This is a genomic window from Brucella pituitosa, assembly GCF_965577835.1.
GTDB classification, from domain to species: Bacteria; Pseudomonadota; Alphaproteobacteria; order Rhizobiales; family Rhizobiaceae; genus Brucella; species Brucella pituitosa.
This window is the reverse complement of the sequence record NZ_OZ264092.1, coordinates 378,305-397,326: the sequence shown is the minus strand read 5'-3', so window position 1 is coordinate 397,326 and position 19,022 is coordinate 378,305. Positions and strand designations below refer to the sequence as shown.

The window sequence follows — 19,022 nt, the reverse complement described above, 5'->3', positions numbered from 1 at the left end:
TTTGTGCAGGGGCGTCTCCTCGGAGGCGTCCCGCGTAACAAGGAACAGATCAAATGAACGGTCAAAACATCCGCATTCGCCTTAAGGCGTTTGATCATCGGATCCTTGACGCTTCGACGCGGGAAATCGTGTCGACTGCCAAGCGTACCGGTGCCAACGTGCGCGGACCGATCCCACTTCCAACGCGGATCGAAAAGTTCACAGTAAACCGGTCGCCGCACATCGATAAGAAGAGCCGCGAACAGTTCGAGATGCGCACGCACAAGCGTCTTCTCGATATCGTTGACCCAACCCCACAGACAGTTGATGCGCTGATGAAGCTTGATCTGTCCGCCGGTGTTGATGTCGAGATCAAGCTTTAATCGGCTTGAGGACGGAAGGAACGAACCCGATGCGTTCAGGTGTTATTGCACAAAAGCTGGGCATGACCCGCGTCTATAACGACGCCGGCGAACATGTACCAGTGACAGTTCTCCGCATGGAAGACTGCCACGTGGTAGCTCAGCGTACAGTTGAAAAGAATGGTTACACGGCTGTTCAGCTTGGCGTTGGACTTGCCAAGGTAAAGAACACAACCAAGGCTCTGCGCGGTCACTTCGCGAAGGCTGAGGTTGAGCCTAAGGCAAAAGTTGCGGAATTCCGCGTTTCGCCTGAAAATCTGCTCGAGGTCGGCGTGGAAATCACTGCCGAACATTTCGTCGCCGGCCAGAAGGTTGATGTGACGGGTACTTCGATCGGTAAAGGCTTTGCCGGTGTAATGAAGCGTCATAACTTTGCTGGTCATCGTGCTTCGCACGGTAACTCAGTTACCCACCGCGCTCACGGCTCGACCGGTCAGCGTCAGGATCCAGGTAAAGTATTCAAGGGCAAGAAGATGGCCGGTCACATGGGGCAGACCCGTGTAACCACGCAGAATATCGAAGTCGTTTCTACCGACCTCGATCGCGGCCTTATTCTTGTTCGCGGTGCGGTTCCTGGTTCGAAGGGTGCATGGATCTATGTTCGCGACGCCGTTAAGGTTTCGCTTCCAGAAAATGCTCCCAAGCCAGCTGGTCTGCGCCAAGCAGCACAGGCCAAGGTAGAAGCTGCTGTAGTTTCTGAAACTGCAGCGACTGAGGGAGCCGAATAATGGATCTCACAATTACAACTCTTGAAGGCAAGGATGCCGGCAAGGTCAAGCTGAACGAAGATATCTTCGGCCTTGACCCACGCGACGACATTCTTCAGCGCGTCGTGCGCTGGCAGCTGGCTCGCCGCCAGCAGGGCTCTCATGATGCCAAGGGCCGCAGCGACATCAGCCGCACCGGTTCGAAGATGTACAAGCAGAAGGGTACGGGTCGCGCTCGTCACCATTCGGCTCGTGCACCTCAGTTCCGCGGCGGTGGTCAGGCTCACGGACCAGTTGTCCGTACGCATGATCATGATCTGCCAAAGAAGGTTCGCGCTCTCGGCTTGCGTCACGCTCTGTCGGCTAAAGCAAAGGCATCTGACCTGATCATCATCGATGATCTGGCTGCCTCTGAAGCCAAGACAAAGCAGCTTGTTTCGCAGTTCGCAAAGCTCGGTCTCGAAAATGCACTCCTCATCGGTGGTGCAGAGCTCGACGTGAACTTCCAGCGCGCTGCTTCGAATATTCCAAACATCGACGTTCTGCCAGTGCAGGGCATCAATGTTTACGACATTCTGCGTCGTGGCAAGCTCGTGCTTTCCAAGGCAGCTGTCGAAGCACTCGAGGAGCGTTTTAAATGACCGATCTTCGCCACTACGACGTGATCGTCAGCCCAGTCATTACCGAGAAGTCGACCCTTGTTTCCGAACATAACCAGGTTGTCTTCAACGTAGCTCGCAAGGCGACGAAGCCGGAAATCAAGGCTGCAATCGAGGCGCTCTTCGGCGTCAAGGTAAAGGCCGTTAACACCACTGTGCGCAAAGGCAAGGTGAAGCGGTTCCGCGGCATTGTCGGGCGCCAGAGCGATGTCAAGAAAGCGATCGTTACTTTGGCTGAAGGTCAGAGCATCGACGTTTCGACAGGTCTCTGAGAGGCCATGGAGTAAAGACAATGGCACTCAAGCACTTTAATCCGACCACGCCAGGCCAGCGTCAGCTGGTCATCGTGGACCGTTCGGAACTCTACAAGGGCAAGCCGGTCAAGTCATTGACCGAAGGTCTGTCCAAGAAGGGTGGCCGTAACAACACCGGTCGTATCACTGTTCGCTTTCAGGGCGGCGGTCACAAGCGTTCTTACCGTTTCATCGACTTCAAGCGTCGCAAGCATGACGTTGTCGCAACGGTTGAACGTCTGGAATACGATCCAAACCGCACCGCGTTTATCGCGCTGATCCGCTACGAAGACGGCGAGCTGAGCTACATTCTGGCTCCGCAGCGTCTGGCAGCCGGCGACAAGGTCATTTCTGGCCAGTCCGTCGACGTTAAGCCAGGTAACGCAATGCCGCTTTCGTCCATGCCAGTTGGTACCATCATCCACAACGTGGAGATGAAGCCAGGCAAGGGCGGTCAGATTGCTCGTTCGGCTGGTGCATATGCACAGCTCGTTGGTCGTGACCAGGGTATGGCTATCCTGCGTCTGAACTCCGGCGAACAGCGTCTGGTTTCCGGTGCATGCATGGCTACGGTTGGCGCAGTGTCCAACCCAGAGCACAGCAACATCAATGACGGTAAGGCCGGTCGTTCGGTCTGGCGCGGCAAGCGTCCACACGTTCGCGGTGTTGCTATGAACCCAGTTGACCACCCGCATGGTGGTGGTGAAGGCCGCACTTCTGGTGGTCGTCATCCGGTCACGCCTTGGGGCAAGCCTACGAAGGGTAAAAAGACCCGTTCGAACAAGGCGACCGATAAGTTCATCATGCGTTCGCGTCATCAGCGCAAGAAGTAAGAGAGGTAGTCTGAAGTGGCTCGTTCAGTTTGGAAAGGTCCGTTCGTCGATGGCTATCTTCTCAAGAAAGCTGAGAAGGTACGCGAGGGCGGTCGTAGTGAAGTCATCAAGATGTGGAGCCGTCGCTCCACTATCTTGCCGCAGTTCGTTGGCCTGACCTTCGGTGTGTATAACGGCAACAAGCATGTTCCGGTATCGATCTCCGAAGAAATGGTTGGACATAAGTTCGGTGAATTCGCGCCGACACGTACCTATTACGGTCACGGCGCGGACAAGAAGTCAAAGAGGAAGTAACAGATGGGCAAGGCCAAGGCTCCCCGCCAGCTTAAGGATAACGAGGCGAAAGCCGTCGCCCGTACGCTTCGCGTCAGCCCGCAGAAGCTTAATCTTGTCGCGGCACTTATCCGCGGCAAGAAAGTAAATGCGGCACTTGCTGATCTCACTTTCTCGCGCAAGCGGATCGCTGAAACAGTGAAAAAGACGCTCGAATCGGCTATCGCCAACGCAGAGAACAATCATGATCTCGATGTTGACGCGCTGATCGTTGCTGAAGCTTATGTCGGCAAGTCAATTGTCATGAAGCGTTTCCACGTTCGTGGACGTGGTAAGGCAAGCCGCATCGAAAAGCCGTTTTCGCATCTCACCATTGTTGTCCGCGAAGTTGCGGAAAAAGGGGAGGCCGCATAATGGGCCAGAAGATTAATCCGATCGGTTTTCGTCTCGGCATCAACCGCACCTGGGATTCGCGTTGGTACGCGAATACCGGTGAGTACGGCAAGCTGCTGCATGAAGATGTCAAGATCCGCGAGTATCTTAAGAGCGAACTCAAGCAGGCTGCGATCTCCAAGATCGTAATCGAGCGTCCGCACAAGAAGTGCCGCGTGACGATCCACTCGGCTCGTCCGGGTATCATCATCGGCAAGAAGGGTGCAGACATCGAAAAGCTCCGCAAGAAGCTTTCCGAGATGACGAATTCCGATACGTCCCTCAACATCGTTGAAGTTCGTAAGCCGGAAGTCGATGCTACGCTGATCGCTCAGTCGATCGCTCAGCAGCTCGAACGCCGTGTGGCATTCCGTCGCGCCATGAAGCGTGCCGTTCAGTCGGCAATGCGTCTCGGTGCTGAAGGTATCCGTATCAACTGCTCCGGTCGTCTTGGCGGCGCTGAAATCGCACGTATGGAATGGTATCGCGAAGGTCGCGTTCCGCTTCACACGCTGCGTGCCGATATCGACTACGGTACGGCAGAAGCGCAGACCGCTTACGGCATCTGCGGCGTGAAGGTTTGGGTATTCAAGGGCGAGATCCTTGAGCACGACCCAATGGCTTCTGAACGTCGTGCGGTTGAGGGTGACAATCAGGGTTCCCAGCAGAACCGCCGCCGCGAAAACGCTTAAAAAGCGGGCCGCGGGCGAGAAAATTGGAGTAGAGAACAATGATGCAGCCAAAGCGCACCAAGTTCCGTAAGCAGTTCAAGGGCCGTATCCACGGCAACTCGAAGGGCGGTACGGATCTTAATTTCGGTGCATTCGGTTTGAAGGCAGTAGAGCCTGACCGCGTCACAGCACGACAGATCGAAGCGGCTCGCCGCGCGATCACCCGTCACATGAAACGTGCGGGTCGTGTATGGATCCGGATCTTCCCGGATCTGCCAGTAACATCGAAGCCTACCGAAGTCCGTATGGGTAAAGGTAAGGGTTCAGTTGACTACTGGGCAGCCCGAGTTGCACCAGGTCGTATAATGTTTGAGCTTGACGGCGTACCCGAAGATGTGGCACGCGAAGCCTTAAGACTCGGCGCTGCAAAGTTGTCGGTCAAGACGCGCTTCATTCAGCGCATCGCAGAGTAAGAGAGGCAGTCATGAAAGCCGCAGACGTTCGGGCGAAAAGCCTCGATCAGATCAACGATGAGTTGGGCGCACTGAAGAAAGAGCAGTTTAATCTGCGCTTCCAGAAGGCAACCGGCCAGCTCGAAAAAACCGCGCGCGTGAAGCAAGTTCGTCGCGACATTGCGCGTATCAAGACCATCGCCCGCCAGAAGGCGGCCGAAAGCAAGGCATAAGGAACAAGTATAATGCCTAAACGCGTTCTGCAGGGCGTTGTCGTCAGCGACAAGAATGATAAGACTGTTGTGGTTAAGGTTGAGCGTCGCTATTCGCACCCGCTCCTCCAGAAGACCATTCGTCAGTCTAAGAAATACAAGGCGCATGACGAAAACAACCAGTTCAAGATTGGCGATCAGGTTTCTATTGAAGAATCCAAGCCAATTTCGAAGGACAAACGCTGGGTCGTTCTCTCGAACGTAACAGCGGGCTAAATTACAAACACGCAGCTTAGGTAGGGCAGGAGCCCTTAACCAGCTGAAGGAAAAGAAGGCGGCCAGTCATGATTCAGATGCAAACAAACCTCGACGTGGCGGATAACTCCGGCGCACGTCGTGTCATGTGCATCAAGGTGCTGGGCGGTTCCAAGCGGCGTTACGCTTCCGTGGGCGACATCATTGTGGTGTCGATCAAGGAAGCTATTCCGCGCGGCCGCGTCAAAAAAGGTGACGTGATGAAGGCGGTAGTCGTACGGACTGCCAAGGACATCCGTCGCGCAGACGGCAGTGTTATTCGTTTTGATAACAACGCAGCTGTTCTCATCGATAACAAGAAAGAGCCTATCGGCACGCGTATCTTCGGACCGGTTCCGCGCGAACTCCGCGCTAAGAGCCACATGAAGATCATCTCGCTGGCTCCGGAAGTTCTGTAAGGAAGCAAGACGATGCAAAAGATTCGCAAAGGCGACAGCGTTGTCGTGCTGTCCGGTAAGGACAAGGGCCGTAAGGGCGAAGTTCTTCAGGTTATGCCAAAGGACGACAAAGCGCTCGTTCGTGGCATTAATGTTGTAAAGCGTCACCAGCGCCAGACACAGACTCAGGAAGCCGGCATCATCTCGAAAGAGGCGCCGATCCATTTGTCTAACCTGGCTGTTGCTGATCCTAAGGATGGCAAGCCAACTCGCGTTGGTTTCCGTATCGAGGACGGTAAGAAGGTTCGCGTTGCAAAGCGTTCGGGAGCGGTGATCTGATGGCTGAAGCTAAGGCACTTCCACGCTTCAAGAAGATTTATCAGGACACGATCCGTAAAGCTCTTCTTGAAGAATTCAAGTACGACAACGAGATGCAGATTCCACGCATCACCAAAGTTGTCCTGAATATGGGTGTAGGCGAAGCAACTGGCGACTCTAAGAAGCCAACTGTTGCTGCAGCAGATCTGGCCTTGATTGCCGGTCAGAAGCCTGTCATTACTCGCGCCCGTAATTCGATCGCAACTTTTAAGTTGCGCGAAGACATGCCAATCGGTACGAAGGTCACTCTTCGTTCAGATCGTATGTACGAATTTCTTGATCGTCTGATCACGATCGCGCTTCCGCGCGTTCGAGATTTCCGCGGTCTGAATCCGAAGAGCTTTGACGGTCGTGGCAACTTTGCCATGGGTGTTAAGGAACACATCGTGTTTCCAGAAATCAACTACGATAAAGTTGATCAGATCTGGGGCATGGACATCATCGTTTGCACGACCGCTAAGACGGATGATGAAGCCCGCGCTCTTCTGCGCGCCTTCAACTTCCCATTCCGGCAGTAACGGCAAGCGTAGCGAGGTATAATAATATGGCCAAGACTAGCGCAGTCGAAAACAATAAGCGCCGCGAAAAGTTGGTTAAGCGTCATGCTGACAAGCGTGCACGTCTGAAGGCGATCGTAATGGATCAGAGCCTTCCGCTGGATGAGCGTTTCCGCGCTACTATCCAGCTCGCCGAACTACCGCGCAATTCCGCTAAGGTCCGTATTCGCAATCGTTGCGAAGTTTCGGGTCGTCCGCGTGGTTATTACCGTAAACTGAAGATGTCGCGTATTGCGCTTCGCCAGTTGGGTTCGCTTGGACAGATTCCAGGCATAGTTAAGTCGAGCTGGTAAGGAGTAGCATATGTCTGTGTCAGATCCTATCGGCGATATGCTGACCCGTATTCGCAACGCAGTAGGCCGCAAGAAGACCAAGGTTTCGACCCCGGCTTCGAAGCTCCGCGCTCGCGTTCTGGATGTTCTTCAGTCTGAAGGTTACATTCGCGGATACACGCAGAGTGAATTCGTGAACGGCAAAGCCGAGATCGAAATCGAACTGAAGTATTATGAAGGCGTTCCAGTCATTCGTGAACTGACCCGCGTTTCGAAGCCTGGCCGTCGCGTTTACGTGTCGGTCAAGTCGATCCCGCAGGTTGCGAATGGTCTTGGCATCTCGATCCTGTCCACCCCTAAGGGTGTGATGGCTGATCATGAAGCTCGTGAACAAAACGTTGGTGGTGAGCTGCTCTGCCGCATCTTCTGATGCGGCTGACAGCGAACAGATAAAAGACAGGTATAAAAATGTCTCGTATCGGTAAAAAACCCGTGCCGGTCCCGGCGGGCGTGACCGCCAGTGTTGATGGGCAGATCGTCAAGGCTAAGGGCGCGAAGGGCGAATTGTCTTTCGTCGTGCACGATGAAGTACTGGTTAAGCTCGAAGACGGCGCTGTAAGCGTCGATCCTCGTGATCAGTCCAAAGAAGCTCGCTCCAAGTGGGGCATGTCGCGTTCGATGATCGTTAACATCTTCGAAGGCGTTGAAAAGGGCTTTGAAAAGAAGCTTGAGATTAGCGGCGTTGGTTATCGTGCTGCTATGCAGGGCAAGAATGTCCAGCTTTCTCTCGGCTTCTCTCACGAAGTAATCTATGACGTGCCTGCTGGCATCACTGTTGCCGTGCCAAAGCCGACGGAAATCGTCGTCACTGGTATCGACAAGCAGCAGGTCGGTCAGGTCGCGGCTGAGATCCGTGAATATCGCGGCCCCGAGCCTTACAAGGGCAAGGGCGTCAAGTATGCTGGCGAGAAGATCGTCCGCAAAGAAGGCAAGAAGAAGTAAGGGAAGCGCGTCATGGCATCGCCAAAAGAAACTTTGCAGCGTCGCGCTGCTCGTGTACGCCGTCAGGTCAAGGCCGTCGCAAACGGCCGTCCACGTCTCAGCGTACACCGCTCTTCCAAGAACATCTACGTTCAGGTTATCGACGACGTTCGCGGTGTTACCATCGCAGCAGCATCGACCCTCGATGGCGATCTGAAGGGTAAGCTCAAGACCGGTGCGGACCAGGCAGCTGCGGCTGCTGTTGGTAAGCTGGTTGCAGAGCGTGCCGTTAAAGCAGGCGTCAACGAAGTAGTGTTCGATCGTGGTGCATTTATTTACCACGGCCGTGTGAAGGCTCTCGCCGAAGCTGCCCGCGAAGGCGGACTGAGCTTCTAATAGCATTTTGTGCTTCCGGAAAAAAATAAAGGAATAGGATATGGCACAGAGAGAACGTAACCGCGAGGATCGCGGTCGTGAGGAGCGCGACAGCGAATTCGTTGACAAGCTCGTTCACATCAACCGCGTTGCCAAGGTCGTTAAAGGTGGCCGTCGCTTCGGTTTCGCCGCGCTCGTCGTGGTTGGAGATCAGAAGGGTCGCGTAGGTTTCGGTCATGGTAAGGCACGTGAAGTGCCTGAAGCTATCCGTAAGGCTACAGAAGCTGCCAAGCGCGATATGATTTTCGTACCACTGCGTTCGGGTCGTACACTGCACCACGATGTGCAGGGTCGTCACGGCGCTGGCAAGGTTCTGCTTCGTGCAGCTCCTGCTGGTAAGGGTATCATTGCTGGTGGTCCTATGCGTGCGGTGTTCGAAACGCTTGGCGTTCAGGACGTTGTTGCTAAGTCGCTCGGCTCGTCGAACCCTTACAACATGGTTCGCGCAACCTTTGACGCTCTGAAGCATCAGATGCATCCAAAGGATATCGCTGCACAGCGCGGCATCAAGTACTCGACCCTTCAGGCTCGTCGCCATGATGTGGTCGGTTCGGAAGAATAGCCGATAGTTTGTGCCAGTCCGGTGCGCGAGCACCGGATACGCCATAGACAAGGGATTTGAGTGATGGCTGAGAAGAAGGGTAAGACGGTTACGGTCGAACAGATCGGAAGCCCTATCCGTCGTCCAGCCGAGCAGCGTGCAACGCTGATCGGTCTCGGACTTAACAAAATGCACCGCCGCCGCACACTGGAGGATACTCCTTCAGTTCGCGGCATGATCGCCAAGGTTCAGCATCTCGTCCGCGTTGTGGACGAGGCTTGATAACGCAGGGGATAGAGACATGAAACTCAATGATCTGCGTGATAAGCCAGGTTCTGTAAAGGCGCGCAAGCGCGTAGGCCGTGGTATCGGCTCCGGCACCGGCAAGACCGCTGGCCGCGGCGTCAAGGGACAGAAGTCCCGTTCTGGCGTAGCGATCAACGGCTTTGAAGGCGGCCAGATGCCAATCTACCGCCGTCTTCCGAAGCGTGGCTTCACCAACATCTTTGCAAAGAGCTTCAACGTTGTATCGCTCGGCCGTGTTCAGGCTGCGATCGATGCAGGCAAGCTGGATGCAAAGGCAGTGGTGAACCTCGAGTCGCTGAAGGCTGCAGGCGTGATTCGTCGCGCTCTGGACGGCGTTCGTATCCTTTCGGATGGCGAACTGAAGGCTAAGGTAGCGTTCGACGTTGCTGGAGCTTCCAAGGCTGCGATCGAAAAGATCGAAAAGGCCGGTGGTAGCGTCAAGCTTCCCGAAGCAGCTGCTGAATAAGACTTCGATATACAAAATAAAAAGCGGCGGCCCTAGTGCCGCCGCTTGCACCTTTATGCCAATGCGCATATCTGGGTAGGGTCTTCTTTGTCTGAGGGTGCGGGTCTCAGGGATTCGTATCGGCAGAGGGGGAGGGCCGGAGACTTTTCACCGGAGAAATTTAATGGCATCGGCTGCTGAACAGCTAGTTTCCAATCTCAATTTTTCGGCTTTCTCGAAAGCGGAAGAACTTAAGAAGCGTATCTGGTTCACATTGGGCGCTCTGCTCGTGTACCGGTTTGGAACGTATATTCCGCTTCCCGGGATCAATCCTGAAGCGCTTGCGCAGGCATTCCAGCAGCATAGCCAGGGTGTTCTTGGGCTTTTCAACATGTTCGCCGGTGGTGCTGTTGGTCGTATGGCCATTTTCGCACTTGGCATCATGCCCTACATTTCCGCTTCCATCATCGTGCAGCTCATGACGTCGGTTGTTCCGTCTCTTGAAGCGCTGAAGAAGGAAGGCGAATCCGGCCGCAAGATCATCAATCAGTACACGCGCTACGGTACAGTGCTTCTCGCACTCGTGCAGGCTTACGCGATTTCTGTTGGTCTTCAGTCGGGTAACGGCATTGTTACAAATCCTGGACCAATGTTCCTGGTTTCATCGGTCATCACGCTCGTTGGCGGTACGATGTTCCTGATGTGGCTCGGCGAGCAGATCACTGCGCGCGGTATCGGTAACGGTATTTCGCTCATTATCTTCGCCGGTATTGTCGCAAACCTTCCTCATGCTATTTCCGGTACGCTGGAACTGGGCCGCACGGGCGCTTTGTCCACTGGTCTTATTCTTGGCGTTATCGTTTTGGCTGTCGCGCTTATTGCGATCATCGTCTTTGTCGAACGTGCACAGCGTCGCCTTCTGATCCAGTATCCGAAGCGCCAGGTTGGCAACCGTATGTTCCAGGGCGATACATCGCACTTGCCGCTCAAGCTGAATACTGCTGGTGTTATCCCTCCGATCTTCGCTTCGTCGCTTCTGCTTTTGCCTGCGACTGTTGCAGGTTTCGCAAATACGGCTGAAATGCCGGCCTGGGGTACGACCATTCTGAATGCTCTCGGCCATGGTCAGCCGCTTTACATGCTGTTCTATGCTGCACTGATGGCATTCTTCTGCTTCTTCTATACGGCCATCGTGTTCAATCCCAAGGACACGGCAGACCAGCTCAAGAAGCATTCCGGCTTTATTCCGGGTATCCGCCCGGGTGAACGTACAGCAGAGTACATAGACTATGTGTTGACACGCATTACGGTTGTCGGCGCCATCTATATCGTGCTTGTCTGTCTTCTGCCGGAATTCCTGATTTCTGCGACCGGCGTACCATTCTATCTTGGCGGTACTTCGCTGCTGATCGTGGTCAGCGTAACGCTCGATACGGTTGCGCAAATTCAGGGACATCTTGTTGCCCATCAGTATGAAGGGTTGATCAAGAAGTCCAAACTCAGAGGTGGGAAACGTAGTAAATGAGACTGATACTTCTTGGGCCGCCCGGAGCAGGTAAGGGGACGCAGGCTGGACTTCTTACCAAGAAGCATGGAATACCACAGCTTTCGACGGGCGACATGCTGCGTGCAGCAGTCGCTCAGCAAAGCGAGATCGGGAAGCGCGCCAAGGCTGTGATGGATGCGGGTCAGCTGGTTTCCGATGAGATCGTAAATCAGATCGTATCCGAGCGCATTGATGCGCCAGATTGCGCAGCCGGTTTCATTCTCGACGGTTACCCTCGTACTGTGCCTCAGGCGCAGGCACTTGGCGAAATGCTCATTGGTAAAGGTCTTAAGCTTGATGCAGTCATCGAGCTGAAGGTCGATGAGAATGCATTGGTCAACCGGATGGAGAACCGGGTGGCTGAAACGATTGCTAAGGGTGGTCAGGTTCGCTCCGACGACAATCCAGAAGCTTTCCGTAAGCGTCTTATTGAGTATCGCGAAAAGACTTCACCGCTTTCCAACTACTATGCCGGAACCGGTGAACTCCGGGTCATTAATGGTATGGCCCCGGTTGAGGAAGTTACCGCAGAGATCGAGAGAATTCTTGTTCCTGCATGAAATGGGCCGGTTTAAGGCTCATTTGAATCATTGAGAATTGCGGACAGAGGGACATTTGATGTTTTTCTGTCCGTTTATTGCTTCCAAAAGTTGCTTTTAATGTCTGCAAGGTCGCTATGGTGACTTTACGGACAGTTAAGAGTTGACTTTTTCGGGCGATTCCGTCAAAGACTGCGCCACTTCAATTGGTTTTGAATGGTCGGTTCTGGCGGAAATAGTAAGAGGCCGGGACCGGTCAAACAATGCTGTCTGGTTGATCGCATCTGCCAGGTGGATTTTTATGTAACTCAAGGAGAACAGACGTGGCACGTATCGCTGGCGTCAACATCCCGACGAACAAGCGCGTAATCATTGCGCTTCAGTACATTCACGGGATTGGACCAAAATTTGCTCGTCAGATCGTAACGAAGGTCGGCATTGCTGACGATCGTCGCGTGAACCAGCTTTCGGATGCTGAAGTACTTCAGATCCGTGAAGCAATCGATGCTGACTACCGGGTCGAAGGCGACCTGCGTCGTGAAGTTTCGATGAACATCAAGCGCCTGATGGACCTTGGCTGCTATCGCGGTCTGCGTCATCGTCGTTCGCTGCCGGTTCGCGGTCAGCGTACGCATACCAATGCACGCACCCGTAAGGGTCCTGCAAAGGCTATCGCAGGTAAGAAGAAGTAATTTTCGGCAGAACCAATCGTTCTGCCGGGCTTACCCGATAAGCGGGTGGGTTCGGTGCTGGTCCTTATCAAAGGGCCGGTGGAGCCGCTGGAACTACGGCGGTGTCGAGATCGAGTTTTGAGAGGACTATCATGGCTAAGGAAGCCCAGCGTATTCGCCGTCGCGAGCGCAAAAACATCTCGTCGGGCGTTGCCCACGTGAATTCGACGTTCAACAACACCATGATCACCATCACGGATGCACAGGGCAATGCGATTGCCTGGTCTTCTGCAGGTGCTCAGGGTTTCAAGGGTTCGCGTAAGTCGACCCCGTTTGCCGCACAGATCGCTGCTGAAGATTGCGCCAAGAAGGCTCAGGAACATGGCATGCGCTCCCTCGAAGTCGAGGTTTGCGGACCGGGCTCTGGCCGTGAATCTGCGCTGCGCGCCCTTCAGGCTGCCGGCTTTGTGATTACGTCGATCCGCGATGTTACGCCGATCCCGCACAACGGTTGCCGTCCGCGCAAGAAGCGCCGGGTCTGATTTTCACTTATATGCCGCATGAGCCCCGGATTCAGGTCCGGGGCTCCTCTGCGGTTCTTCACAAGATCGCTACGATAGGATGGTAGCGACGGTTGATAGAGGAAAACCACATGATCCAGAAGAACTGGCAGGAACTGATCAAGCCGAACAAGGTGGAATTCAACACCAACGGCTCTCGCACGCTTGCAACCGTCGTTGCTGAGCCGCTGGAACGCGGTTTTGGTCTGACGCTCGGTAACGCACTGCGTCGCGTGCTTCTGTCGTCGCTGCGCGGCGCTGCCGTGACCGCCATTCAGATCGATGGCGTTCTGCATGAATTCTCTTCCATTCCGGGCGTCCGCGAAGACACCACGGATATCGTTCTGAACGTCAAGGAAATCGCCATCCGTATGGAAGGCGAAGGCCCGAAGCGCATGGTTGTCCGCAAGGAAGGCCCGGGCGTTGTTACGGCTGGTGACATTCAGACTGTTGGCGATGTCGAGATCCTTAATCCGGATCACGTCATCTGCACGCTGGATGAAGGCGCTGAAATCCGTATGGAATTCACCGTCAACACCGGTAAGGGCTATGTGCCTGCCGACCGTAATCGTGCGGAAGATGCTCCAATCGGTCTCATTCCGGTTGACAGCCTTTACTCGCCGATCCGCAAGGTATCGTACAAGATTGAGAACACCCGTGAAGGTCAGGTTCTCGATTACGACAAGCTGACGCTCAACATCGAAACCAATGGTTCCGTGAGCGGTGAAGATGCAGTTGCTTATGCAGCGCGCATTCTTCAGGACCAGCTCGCGGTCTTCGTCAACTTCGAAGAGCCACAGAAGGAAGCTCCGCAGGAACAAGTTGCGGAACTGGCTTTCAACCCGGCTCTGCTCAAGAAGGTAGACGAGCTCGAATTGTCTGTACGTTCGGCAAACTGCCTGAAGAACGACAACATCGTCTACATCGGCGATCTGATCCAGAAGACGGAAGCCGAGATGCTGCGGACTCCGAATTTCGGCCGCAAGTCGCTCAACGAGATCAAGGAAGTTCTGGCGTCGATGGGTCTCCATCTTGGTATGGAAATCCCAGCCTGGCCGCCTGAAAATATCGAAGATCTCGCCAAGCGCTACGAAGACCAATATTAAGACCGGACAATTCCGGCTGAACTGAATTAAAGGAGAAGGCCATGCGCCACGGTAATGGACAGCGTAAGCTGAACCGCACTGCCTCGCATCGCAAGGCAATGTTCGCCAACATGGCGGCTTCGCTCATCGAGCATGAACAGATTGTGACCACGCTTCCTAAAGCTAAGGAAATCCGTCCAATCGTAGAAAAGCTTGTCACCCTCGGCAAGCGCGGTGACCTGCATGCACGTCGTCAGGCGATTTCCGCCATCCGCGACGTACAGCTCGTTGCTAAGCTGTTCGACACACTTGCTACTCGTTACGCAACCCGTAACGGCGGCTACATTCGCATCATGAAGGCAGGCTTCCGCACTGGTGACAATGCACCAATGGCAGTTGTCGAATTCGTTGAGCGCGATGTGGATGCCAAGGGCAAAGCTGATCGCGCGCGCGTTGAAGCTGAAGCCGCTGCAGAAGCAGACGCAGCGTAATCTTACGCTTCGCATTGAATAAAAAAGGGCCGCCTCGTGTGGCCCTTTTTTTGCGTTTAGTGCGCATTTTGATCTGACTATTATGGAGCGCTTATTGGCGTGCCATAATTCATTGCGAAGCTGTAATGCGCTTTGCCATATTCCAGCCCTTTATACTTGGCTTTGTTACCTCCATATTGCCGATAATGGCTCCGAGGAATCGGAGCTGGATTAAGGAAACTGGAGTTTGCGAATGAATTGGCGACGTTATGGGATTACGGGTCTGGTTCTTGCTTCGATCAGCATGGTCGCGTTGCCTGTGATCGCTCAGGAAACTGCTGTTCCTGCTCAGGGCAAACAGATACCTCTTAGTCGCGCAGATATGCAGCTTTCCTTCGCACCTCTTGTTAAGGAAACGGCACCAGCGGTTGTCAATGTCTATGCAGCGCGACAGGTGCAGCAGCAATCACCGTTTGCCGGCGATCCGTTTTTCGAACAATTCTTTGGCAAACAGTTTGGCGGTGGCGGCAAATCACGAACCGAACAATCGCTCGGCTCGGGCGTCATCGTCGATGCATCGGGTATCGTTGTCACCAATAATCACGTCATCAAGGATGCGGATGAGATCAAGGTCGCGCTCTCTGATGGTCGACAGTTTGAGAGCAAGGTTCTTCTTCGCGATGAAACCACTGATCTTGCTGTATTGAAAATTGATGCCAAGGAGAAATTCCCGGTATTGGCTCTGGGGAACTCCGATGAGGTCGAGGTTGGCGATCTGGTTCTGGCGATAGGCAATCCGTTCGGGGTGGGACAGACGGTGACGAGTGGTATCGTTTCGGCCCAGTCACGAACCCAGGTTGGCGTTTCAGATTTTGACTTCTTCATTCAGACCGATGCCGCGATCAATCCCGGCAATTCCGGTGGTGGTCTCCTCGATATGCGCGGTCGTCTGATTGGTATCAATACGGCAATCTTCTCGCGTTCGGGTGGTTCGGTAGGCATTGGCTTTGCCATTCCGTCGAACATGGTGCGCGCAGTTGTTGATGCTGCATTGAGCGGAAGCTCAAGCTTCGAACGCCCGTTTATTGGCGCTACTTTCCAGAACATTACGCCTGATGTTGCCGAGAGTCTCGGCATGGATAAGTCGTTCGGTGTTCTTGTGACAGCTGTTATCAAGGGTGGTCCTGCAGAAGAAGCCGGACTGAAAGTCGGTGACGTAGTTATGTCGGTTCAGGGAGTGCGGGCCGACAATGTCGATGTGCTTGGTTATCGCCTATCGACAGCAGGTATCGGAAATACCGTCACGCTGGATATCGTTAGGAACGGCGAGGAAAGCAAGCTGCCGGTGAAACTGGCGAAAGAGCCGGAAGCCAAGCCACAGCAGAAGCAGACCATCAAAGGGGACAACCCGTTTGAGGGTGCAGTGGTTGAGGAGCTTACCCCGTCAATGGCTTCCAAGATGCGGCTGCGTGATGGCGCACGCGGCGTCATCGTCACGGATGTTATTATCAATTCGCAAGCAGCCCGGCTTGGTTTGCGTCAACGTGACATTATTCGCGGGATCAACGGCAATCCGATCCGCACAATTGACGATCTGACGACTGCATTGAGCAATGGGCGCGGTCTGGCATGGCGACTTGAGGTGGAACGCAATGGTGCATTGATCCGCCAGTTTGTGCGCTAGAGCGCGTTTCGATCTGATTGGATCAGATCGGCGCTCTAAATATTTGTTTTAGCGCGCATCTTTTCCGAAAAACGTTTCACCCTTTTCGGGATGCGCTCTAATACACCGTCCCAAACAGTTGCATGTCGTTTCAGGCGGGACTATGCCTGAAACGACATTTGCTTTTCTGACATTGAGCGACGCAAAATGAGTGATCTATTCTCCACTGCATCTGATCCGAATGCGGACCGTAACAGGCCACTCGCTGATCGCTTGCGTCCGCGTCATCTGTCGGAAGTAACCGGTCAGGAACACCTGAGCGGGCCGGAAGGTATTCTCACGCGTATGATTGCATCCGGTTCGCTTGGGTCCATGATTTTCTGGGGGCCACCGGGAACTGGCAAGACAACCGTTGCACGGCTGCTTGCTGGCGAAACCGAACTTGCCTTTGAACAGATTTCCGCAATTTTTTCGGGTGTGGCTGATCTGAAAAAGGTGTTTGAATCTGCACGTGCGCGGCGCATGTCGGGCCGTCAGACCCTGCTGTTTGTGGACGAAATTCATCGCTTCAACCGCGCTCAGCAGGACAGCTTTCTGCCGGTAATGGAAGATGGCACGGTTATCCTGATTGGTGCCACGACAGAAAACCCTTCGTTTGAACTGAATGCCGCTTTGCTGTCGCGGGCGAGGGTGCTGACATTTCATCCGCATGATGGCACAAGCATTGCAACGCTTCTGACGCGTGCGGAAGAACAGGAAGAACGTCAGTTACCTCTGGATGAAGAGGCTCGAGCAAGCCTCATTCGCATGGCCGACGGAGACGGTCGCGCGGCCCTGACGCTCGCTGAGGAAGTGTGGCGTGCAGCCCGACCTGAAGAAGTGTTTGATGCTGCAAAACTGCAGGATGTGGTTCAGCGCCGCGCCCCGGTTTACGACAAGGGGCAGGACGGGCATTACAACCTGATTTCGGCTCTGCATAAGTCTGTGCGCGGTTCTGATCCTGATGCCGCTCTTTATTATCTCAGCCGCATGTTCGATGCAGGCGAGGACCCGCTTTATCTGGGGCGCCGACTGGTTCGGATGGCTGTGGAAGATATTGGTCTTGCCGATCCACAAGCGCTTGCGATCTGCAATGCTGCGAAGGATGCCTACGACTATCTTGGTTCGCCCGAAGGTGAACTCGCTTTGGCACAGGCCTGCGTTTATCTCGCGACGGCACCCAAATCCAACGCGGTTTATATGGCTTACAAAGCCTCTATGCGTGCGGCGAAGGAAAATGGCTCACTGCTTCCGCCCAAGCATATTCTAAACGCGCCGACGAAGCTGATGAAGAATGAAGGCTATGGCGATGGTTATGCCTATGACCACGATCAGCCGGATGCGTTCTCAGGTCAGGATTATTTCCCAGAGGCGATGGGACGGCAGGTTTTCTATGATCCGCCGGAACGTGGTTTTGAACGGGAAATTCGAAAAAGGCTCGATTACTGGTCACGTCTTCGAGCGGAACGCCAAGGTCGGCGCTGAAACTACAACGACAACTGTGCTTCGATGGCTGATTTATCGATGATGGACCAAACTTTGTCGATTTTGTAATCGACGAATTCGTAGAAAACATTCTCCGAAAACTGGATTTTTTTGCCGTTGACCGGCAGACTGAGAAAACTTCCGGCTGGCGTGCAGTCAAAATCAAGACGGCTGGCCAGGGTTGGCGGTTCGACTACCAGCAATCCGATGTTGAAGTGGAGATCAGGGATCTGCTGATAATCGCGGATAAGCATTTCCAGATATCCGGCTACACCCAAATGTCGGCCGTTATGCTGGGCTGTTTCTGCAACGAAATGATGTAACGACTGCCAATCCTGGGCATTGAGGCAGGAAATATATCTCGTGTAAGCGTCGCGAAGCATTTGAACGTTCATTTAGGTTCCTCCAGCCCGCTTAGAGCGCGTTTCGATCTGATTGGATCAGATCGGCGCTCTAATCATTTGTTTTTATGCGCATCTTTTCCGAAAACCGTTTCACACTTTTCGGGATGCGCTCTAATCGTGCCTTTTATAGCGAAATGCCGCTTGCATCGCACCCTATTCAACGGAGCTAATTGTTGCCGAGATAACTGAAATCACAATTCGGCCTTCATCGCGTACGGTGAACTGCGGTAAGACACAATCGCTAGTCGTATTCCACAGGCTAGGCCAGGGGATGATTTATCAATGATTTCAACAACCCGACAACCTTGAGAAGTGGCAATAAATGTTACAGTAACCATAATAAAATCAACGCTTTAATTTAATTCCTCTTTAATATTTACGTTTTATCAATTTTTAAAAGCAACGAGGTTTCCCCATGACGCGCGTTTTGTTTCTCGTCGCGCTCGTTATTCTTGGTGGCTGCGCGACCGCCCCACGGCAGGTCAGCAATGTTTGCGCAGTCTTTGATCAACGCGACGGCTGGATAAATAATTGGCAGAAGGACGCGACCCGCACTTCGCGTGAGTTCGGCGTGCCTGTCCATGTTCTTATGGCGACGATATACACTGAATCTGGTTTCCGCCCTTATGCGCGTCCGCCGCGCACCAAACTGCTTGGTTTCATTCCATGGAAGCGCGCTTCCACTGCCTATGGCTATTCGCAGGCGCTCAATGGAACGTGGGATCGTTATAAACGGGAGACTGGACGCTGGACTGCATCACGAAGCAATTTCGGCGATGCTATTCATTTCATCGGCTGGTATCACTATCAGAGCTATCAGAAGAACGGCATTAACCGGGCCGATGCTTACAGCCTGTATCTCGCTTACTATTCCGGTCACGGCGGCTATTCGCGTGGTGTCTGGCGCGGCAACGCAACCGCGTTGAACGGTGCGAAACGCGCGCAGTCGATGGCCAATCGCTACGCCACACAGTTGCGTTCCTGTGGGCGTATTGGGTAAGGCGTAGCGATCAAATGGTC

The 19,022-nt window shown here is 53.9% G+C and carries 31 protein-coding genes; 30 read left to right on the top strand and 1 reads right to left on the bottom strand.

From position 1 onward, the window contains the following. Positions 1-53: 53 nt before the first annotated feature. The 29 genes from rpsJ to ACSME1_RS01805 all read left to right on the top strand — a co-directional run bounded on the left by rpsJ (position 54) and on the right by ACSME1_RS01805 (position 17,598). Positions 54-362: a 30S ribosomal protein S10 gene (gene rpsJ, locus ACSME1_RS01945; RefSeq protein WP_002964363.1), complete on the top strand. Its 309-nt coding sequence runs from the start codon at positions 54-56 to the stop codon at positions 360-362. Between the two features lie 29 nt (positions 363-391). Further along, on the top strand, positions 392-1,129 hold the full coding sequence (rplC, locus tag ACSME1_RS01940) for a 50S ribosomal protein L3 (RefSeq protein WP_024897010.1): 738 nt from the start codon (positions 392-394) through the stop codon (positions 1,127-1,129). Continuing rightward, positions 1,129-1,749 (top strand): 50S ribosomal protein L4, encoded by a 621-nt coding sequence (gene rplD / locus ACSME1_RS01935; protein WP_024897011.1) that lies wholly within the window; start codon positions 1,129-1,131, stop codon positions 1,747-1,749. Before rplC ends, rplD begins: the two co-directional genes overlap by 1 nt. Next, positions 1,746-2,039, top strand: coding sequence for a 50S ribosomal protein L23 (locus tag ACSME1_RS01930; RefSeq protein ID WP_007875343.1), 294 nt, complete (start codon positions 1,746-1,748; stop codon positions 2,037-2,039). Before rplD ends, ACSME1_RS01930 begins: the two co-directional genes overlap by 4 nt. A gap of 20 nt (positions 2,040-2,059) precedes the next feature. Continuing rightward, the gene (gene rplB / locus ACSME1_RS01925) at positions 2,060-2,893 is read left to right on the top strand and encodes a 50S ribosomal protein L2 (protein WP_024897012.1); all 834 of its coding nucleotides are present in this window, start codon (positions 2,060-2,062) and stop codon (positions 2,891-2,893) included. A gap of 15 nt (positions 2,894-2,908) precedes the next feature. Further along, positions 2,909-3,187 (top strand): 30S ribosomal protein S19, encoded by a 279-nt coding sequence (gene rpsS, locus ACSME1_RS01920; protein ID WP_024897013.1) that lies wholly within the window; start codon positions 2,909-2,911, stop codon positions 3,185-3,187. Between the two features lie 3 nt (positions 3,188-3,190). Then, a complete protein-coding gene (rplV, locus tag ACSME1_RS01915) occupies positions 3,191-3,580 on the top strand; it encodes a 50S ribosomal protein L22 (RefSeq protein WP_007875336.1) in 390 nt (129 codons plus the stop codon). Continuing rightward, positions 3,580-4,290 (top strand): 30S ribosomal protein S3, encoded by a 711-nt coding sequence (gene rpsC / locus ACSME1_RS01910; RefSeq protein WP_024897014.1) that lies wholly within the window; start codon positions 3,580-3,582, stop codon positions 4,288-4,290. Before rplV ends, rpsC begins: the two co-directional genes overlap by 1 nt. Positions 4,291-4,328: 38 nt before the next feature. Next, on the top strand, positions 4,329-4,742 hold the full coding sequence (gene rplP, locus ACSME1_RS01905) for a 50S ribosomal protein L16 (RefSeq protein WP_024897015.1): 414 nt from the start codon (positions 4,329-4,331) through the stop codon (positions 4,740-4,742). An 11-nt stretch (positions 4,743-4,753) separates the two neighbouring features. Beyond that, on the top strand, positions 4,754-4,954 hold the full coding sequence (rpmC, locus tag ACSME1_RS01900; protein WP_024897016.1) for a 50S ribosomal protein L29: 201 nt from the start codon (positions 4,754-4,756) through the stop codon (positions 4,952-4,954). A 12-nt stretch (positions 4,955-4,966) separates the two neighbouring features. Beyond that, on the top strand, positions 4,967-5,209 hold the full coding sequence (gene rpsQ / locus ACSME1_RS01895; protein WP_024897017.1) for a 30S ribosomal protein S17: 243 nt from the start codon (positions 4,967-4,969) through the stop codon (positions 5,207-5,209). Positions 5,210-5,277: 68 nt separating this feature from the next. Further along, positions 5,278-5,646 (top strand): 50S ribosomal protein L14, encoded by a 369-nt coding sequence (gene rplN / locus ACSME1_RS01890; RefSeq protein ID WP_007875329.1) that lies wholly within the window; start codon positions 5,278-5,280, stop codon positions 5,644-5,646. A 12-nt stretch (positions 5,647-5,658) separates the two neighbouring features. Beyond that, a complete protein-coding gene (rplX, locus tag ACSME1_RS01885; protein ID WP_024897018.1) occupies positions 5,659-5,964 on the top strand; it encodes a 50S ribosomal protein L24 in 306 nt (101 codons plus the stop codon). After that, complete coding sequence (gene rplE, locus ACSME1_RS01880) at positions 5,964-6,521, top strand: 50S ribosomal protein L5 (protein ID WP_024897019.1); 558 nt, start codon at positions 5,964-5,966, stop codon at positions 6,519-6,521. Before rplX ends, rplE begins: the two co-directional genes overlap by 1 nt. Before the next feature lie 26 nt (positions 6,522-6,547). Then, the gene (gene rpsN, locus ACSME1_RS01875) at positions 6,548-6,853 is read left to right on the top strand and encodes a 30S ribosomal protein S14 (protein WP_024897020.1); all 306 of its coding nucleotides are present in this window, start codon (positions 6,548-6,550) and stop codon (positions 6,851-6,853) included. A gap of 10 nt (positions 6,854-6,863) precedes the next feature. Beyond that, positions 6,864-7,262: a 30S ribosomal protein S8 gene (rpsH, locus tag ACSME1_RS01870; RefSeq protein WP_007875325.1), complete on the top strand. Its 399-nt coding sequence runs from the start codon at positions 6,864-6,866 to the stop codon at positions 7,260-7,262. Between the two features lie 38 nt (positions 7,263-7,300). Continuing rightward, complete coding sequence (gene rplF, locus ACSME1_RS01865; protein ID WP_024897021.1) at positions 7,301-7,834, top strand: 50S ribosomal protein L6; 534 nt, start codon at positions 7,301-7,303, stop codon at positions 7,832-7,834. A gap of 12 nt (positions 7,835-7,846) precedes the next feature. Next, complete coding sequence (rplR, locus tag ACSME1_RS01860; RefSeq protein WP_024897022.1) at positions 7,847-8,209, top strand: 50S ribosomal protein L18; 363 nt, start codon at positions 7,847-7,849, stop codon at positions 8,207-8,209. 40 nt (positions 8,210-8,249) lie between these two features. Further along, a complete protein-coding gene (gene rpsE, locus ACSME1_RS01855) occupies positions 8,250-8,810 on the top strand; it encodes a 30S ribosomal protein S5 (RefSeq protein ID WP_024897023.1) in 561 nt (186 codons plus the stop codon). 63 nt (positions 8,811-8,873) lie between these two features. Then, positions 8,874-9,071, top strand: coding sequence for a 50S ribosomal protein L30 (gene rpmD, locus ACSME1_RS01850; RefSeq protein ID WP_007875314.1), 198 nt, complete (start codon positions 8,874-8,876; stop codon positions 9,069-9,071). 19 nt (positions 9,072-9,090) lie between these two features. Continuing rightward, positions 9,091-9,561 carry a 50S ribosomal protein L15 gene (gene rplO / locus ACSME1_RS01845; protein ID WP_024897024.1) on the top strand — a complete coding sequence of 157 codons (471 nt, stop codon included), beginning with the start codon at positions 9,091-9,093 and terminating at the stop codon, positions 9,559-9,561. Between the two features lie 163 nt (positions 9,562-9,724). Then, complete coding sequence (gene secY / locus ACSME1_RS01840) at positions 9,725-11,065, top strand: preprotein translocase subunit SecY (protein WP_024897025.1); 1,341 nt, start codon at positions 9,725-9,727, stop codon at positions 11,063-11,065. Continuing rightward, positions 11,062-11,646 carry an adenylate kinase gene (locus ACSME1_RS01835; RefSeq protein WP_024897026.1) on the top strand — a complete coding sequence of 195 codons (585 nt, stop codon included), beginning with the start codon at positions 11,062-11,064 and terminating at the stop codon, positions 11,644-11,646. Before secY ends, ACSME1_RS01835 begins: the two co-directional genes overlap by 4 nt. 302 nt (positions 11,647-11,948) lie before the next feature. Continuing rightward, the gene (rpsM, locus tag ACSME1_RS01830) at positions 11,949-12,317 is read left to right on the top strand and encodes a 30S ribosomal protein S13 (RefSeq protein ID WP_024897027.1); all 369 of its coding nucleotides are present in this window, start codon (positions 11,949-11,951) and stop codon (positions 12,315-12,317) included. A gap of 131 nt (positions 12,318-12,448) precedes the next feature. Then, complete coding sequence (gene rpsK, locus ACSME1_RS01825) at positions 12,449-12,838, top strand: 30S ribosomal protein S11 (RefSeq protein WP_024897028.1); 390 nt, start codon at positions 12,449-12,451, stop codon at positions 12,836-12,838. A 110-nt stretch (positions 12,839-12,948) separates the two neighbouring features. Then, on the top strand, positions 12,949-13,962 hold the full coding sequence (locus ACSME1_RS01820) for a DNA-directed RNA polymerase subunit alpha (RefSeq protein ID WP_024897029.1): 1,014 nt from the start codon (positions 12,949-12,951) through the stop codon (positions 13,960-13,962). A 41-nt stretch (positions 13,963-14,003) separates the two neighbouring features. Further along, positions 14,004-14,432, top strand: a complete 429-nt coding sequence (gene rplQ, locus ACSME1_RS01815) for a 50S ribosomal protein L17 (RefSeq protein ID WP_024897030.1) — start codon at positions 14,004-14,006, stop codon at positions 14,430-14,432. A gap of 232 nt (positions 14,433-14,664) precedes the next feature. Beyond that, on the top strand, positions 14,665-16,095 hold the full coding sequence (locus tag ACSME1_RS01810; protein ID WP_024897031.1) for a DegQ family serine endoprotease: 1,431 nt from the start codon (positions 14,665-14,667) through the stop codon (positions 16,093-16,095). A 186-nt stretch (positions 16,096-16,281) separates the two neighbouring features. Next, on the top strand, positions 16,282-17,598 hold the full coding sequence (locus ACSME1_RS01805) for a replication-associated recombination protein A (RefSeq protein ID WP_024897032.1): 1,317 nt from the start codon (positions 16,282-16,284) through the stop codon (positions 17,596-17,598). A 2-nt stretch (positions 17,599-17,600) separates the two neighbouring features. Here the strand turns inward: ACSME1_RS01805 and ACSME1_RS01800 are convergent, their stop codons facing one another. Beyond that, positions 17,601-17,981 carry an ester cyclase gene (locus ACSME1_RS01800; RefSeq protein WP_348265994.1) on the bottom strand — a complete coding sequence of 127 codons (381 nt, stop codon included), beginning with the start codon at positions 17,979-17,981 and terminating at the stop codon, positions 17,601-17,603. 436 nt (positions 17,982-18,417) lie between these two features. Between ACSME1_RS01800 and ACSME1_RS01795 the strand changes: the two genes are divergently transcribed. Continuing rightward, positions 18,418-19,002, top strand: a complete 585-nt coding sequence (locus ACSME1_RS01795; RefSeq protein ID WP_024897034.1) for a transglycosylase SLT domain-containing protein — start codon at positions 18,418-18,420, stop codon at positions 19,000-19,002. Positions 19,003-19,022 lie beyond the last annotated feature (20 nt).

What these genes read in the sequence shown, in the direction of transcription:
- rplQ (WP_024897030.1), top strand. Translation starts at nt 14,004, where the DNA reads ATGCGCCACGGTAATGGACAGCGTAAGCTGAACCGCACTGCCTCGCAT.
- rpsN (WP_024897020.1), top strand. Translation starts at nt 6,548, where the DNA reads ATGGCCAAGACTAGCGCAGTCGAAAACAATAAGCGCCGCGAAAAGTTG.
- rplE (WP_024897019.1), top strand. Translation starts at nt 5,964, where the DNA reads ATGGCTGAAGCTAAGGCACTTCCACGCTTCAAGAAGATTTATCAGGAC.
- rpsJ (WP_002964363.1), top strand. Translation starts at nt 54, where the DNA reads ATGAACGGTCAAAACATCCGCATTCGCCTTAAGGCGTTTGATCATCGG.
- rpsE (WP_024897023.1), top strand. Translation starts at nt 8,250, where the DNA reads ATGGCACAGAGAGAACGTAACCGCGAGGATCGCGGTCGTGAGGAGCGC.
- rplO (WP_024897024.1), top strand. Translation starts at nt 9,091, where the DNA reads ATGAAACTCAATGATCTGCGTGATAAGCCAGGTTCTGTAAAGGCGCGC.
- ACSME1_RS01820 (WP_024897029.1), top strand. Translation starts at nt 12,949, where the DNA reads ATGATCCAGAAGAACTGGCAGGAACTGATCAAGCCGAACAAGGTGGAA.
- rplF (WP_024897021.1), top strand. Translation starts at nt 7,301, where the DNA reads ATGTCTCGTATCGGTAAAAAACCCGTGCCGGTCCCGGCGGGCGTGACC.
- rplP (WP_024897015.1), top strand. Translation starts at nt 4,329, where the DNA reads ATGATGCAGCCAAAGCGCACCAAGTTCCGTAAGCAGTTCAAGGGCCGT.
- secY (WP_024897025.1), top strand. Translation starts at nt 9,725, where the DNA reads ATGGCATCGGCTGCTGAACAGCTAGTTTCCAATCTCAATTTTTCGGCT.
- rplN (WP_007875329.1), top strand. Translation starts at nt 5,278, where the DNA reads ATGATTCAGATGCAAACAAACCTCGACGTGGCGGATAACTCCGGCGCA.
- rpmD (WP_007875314.1), top strand. Translation starts at nt 8,874, where the DNA reads ATGGCTGAGAAGAAGGGTAAGACGGTTACGGTCGAACAGATCGGAAGC.
- rplD (WP_024897011.1), top strand. Translation starts at nt 1,129, where the DNA reads ATGGATCTCACAATTACAACTCTTGAAGGCAAGGATGCCGGCAAGGTC.
- rplB (WP_024897012.1), top strand. Translation starts at nt 2,060, where the DNA reads ATGGCACTCAAGCACTTTAATCCGACCACGCCAGGCCAGCGTCAGCTG.
- rpsH (WP_007875325.1), top strand. Translation starts at nt 6,864, where the DNA reads ATGTCTGTGTCAGATCCTATCGGCGATATGCTGACCCGTATTCGCAAC.
- rplC (WP_024897010.1), top strand. Translation starts at nt 392, where the DNA reads ATGCGTTCAGGTGTTATTGCACAAAAGCTGGGCATGACCCGCGTCTAT.
- ACSME1_RS01795 (WP_024897034.1), top strand. Translation starts at nt 18,418, where the DNA reads ATGACGCGCGTTTTGTTTCTCGTCGCGCTCGTTATTCTTGGTGGCTGC.
- rplX (WP_024897018.1), top strand. Translation starts at nt 5,659, where the DNA reads ATGCAAAAGATTCGCAAAGGCGACAGCGTTGTCGTGCTGTCCGGTAAG.
- rpsC (WP_024897014.1), top strand. Translation starts at nt 3,580, where the DNA reads ATGGGCCAGAAGATTAATCCGATCGGTTTTCGTCTCGGCATCAACCGC.
- ACSME1_RS01805 (WP_024897032.1), top strand. Translation starts at nt 16,282, where the DNA reads ATGAGTGATCTATTCTCCACTGCATCTGATCCGAATGCGGACCGTAAC.
- rplR (WP_024897022.1), top strand. Translation starts at nt 7,847, where the DNA reads ATGGCATCGCCAAAAGAAACTTTGCAGCGTCGCGCTGCTCGTGTACGC.
- ACSME1_RS01800 (WP_348265994.1), bottom strand. Translation starts at nt 17,981, where the DNA reads ATGCTTCGCGACGCTTACACGAGATATATTTCCTGCCTCAATGCCCAG.
- rpsK (WP_024897028.1), top strand. Translation starts at nt 12,449, where the DNA reads ATGGCTAAGGAAGCCCAGCGTATTCGCCGTCGCGAGCGCAAAAACATC.
- ACSME1_RS01930 (WP_007875343.1), top strand. Translation starts at nt 1,746, where the DNA reads ATGACCGATCTTCGCCACTACGACGTGATCGTCAGCCCAGTCATTACC.
- ACSME1_RS01810 (WP_024897031.1), top strand. Translation starts at nt 14,665, where the DNA reads ATGAATTGGCGACGTTATGGGATTACGGGTCTGGTTCTTGCTTCGATC.
- ACSME1_RS01835 (WP_024897026.1), top strand. Translation starts at nt 11,062, where the DNA reads ATGAGACTGATACTTCTTGGGCCGCCCGGAGCAGGTAAGGGGACGCAG.
- rplV (WP_007875336.1), top strand. Translation starts at nt 3,191, where the DNA reads ATGGGCAAGGCCAAGGCTCCCCGCCAGCTTAAGGATAACGAGGCGAAA.
- rpmC (WP_024897016.1), top strand. Translation starts at nt 4,754, where the DNA reads ATGAAAGCCGCAGACGTTCGGGCGAAAAGCCTCGATCAGATCAACGAT.
- rpsQ (WP_024897017.1), top strand. Translation starts at nt 4,967, where the DNA reads ATGCCTAAACGCGTTCTGCAGGGCGTTGTCGTCAGCGACAAGAATGAT.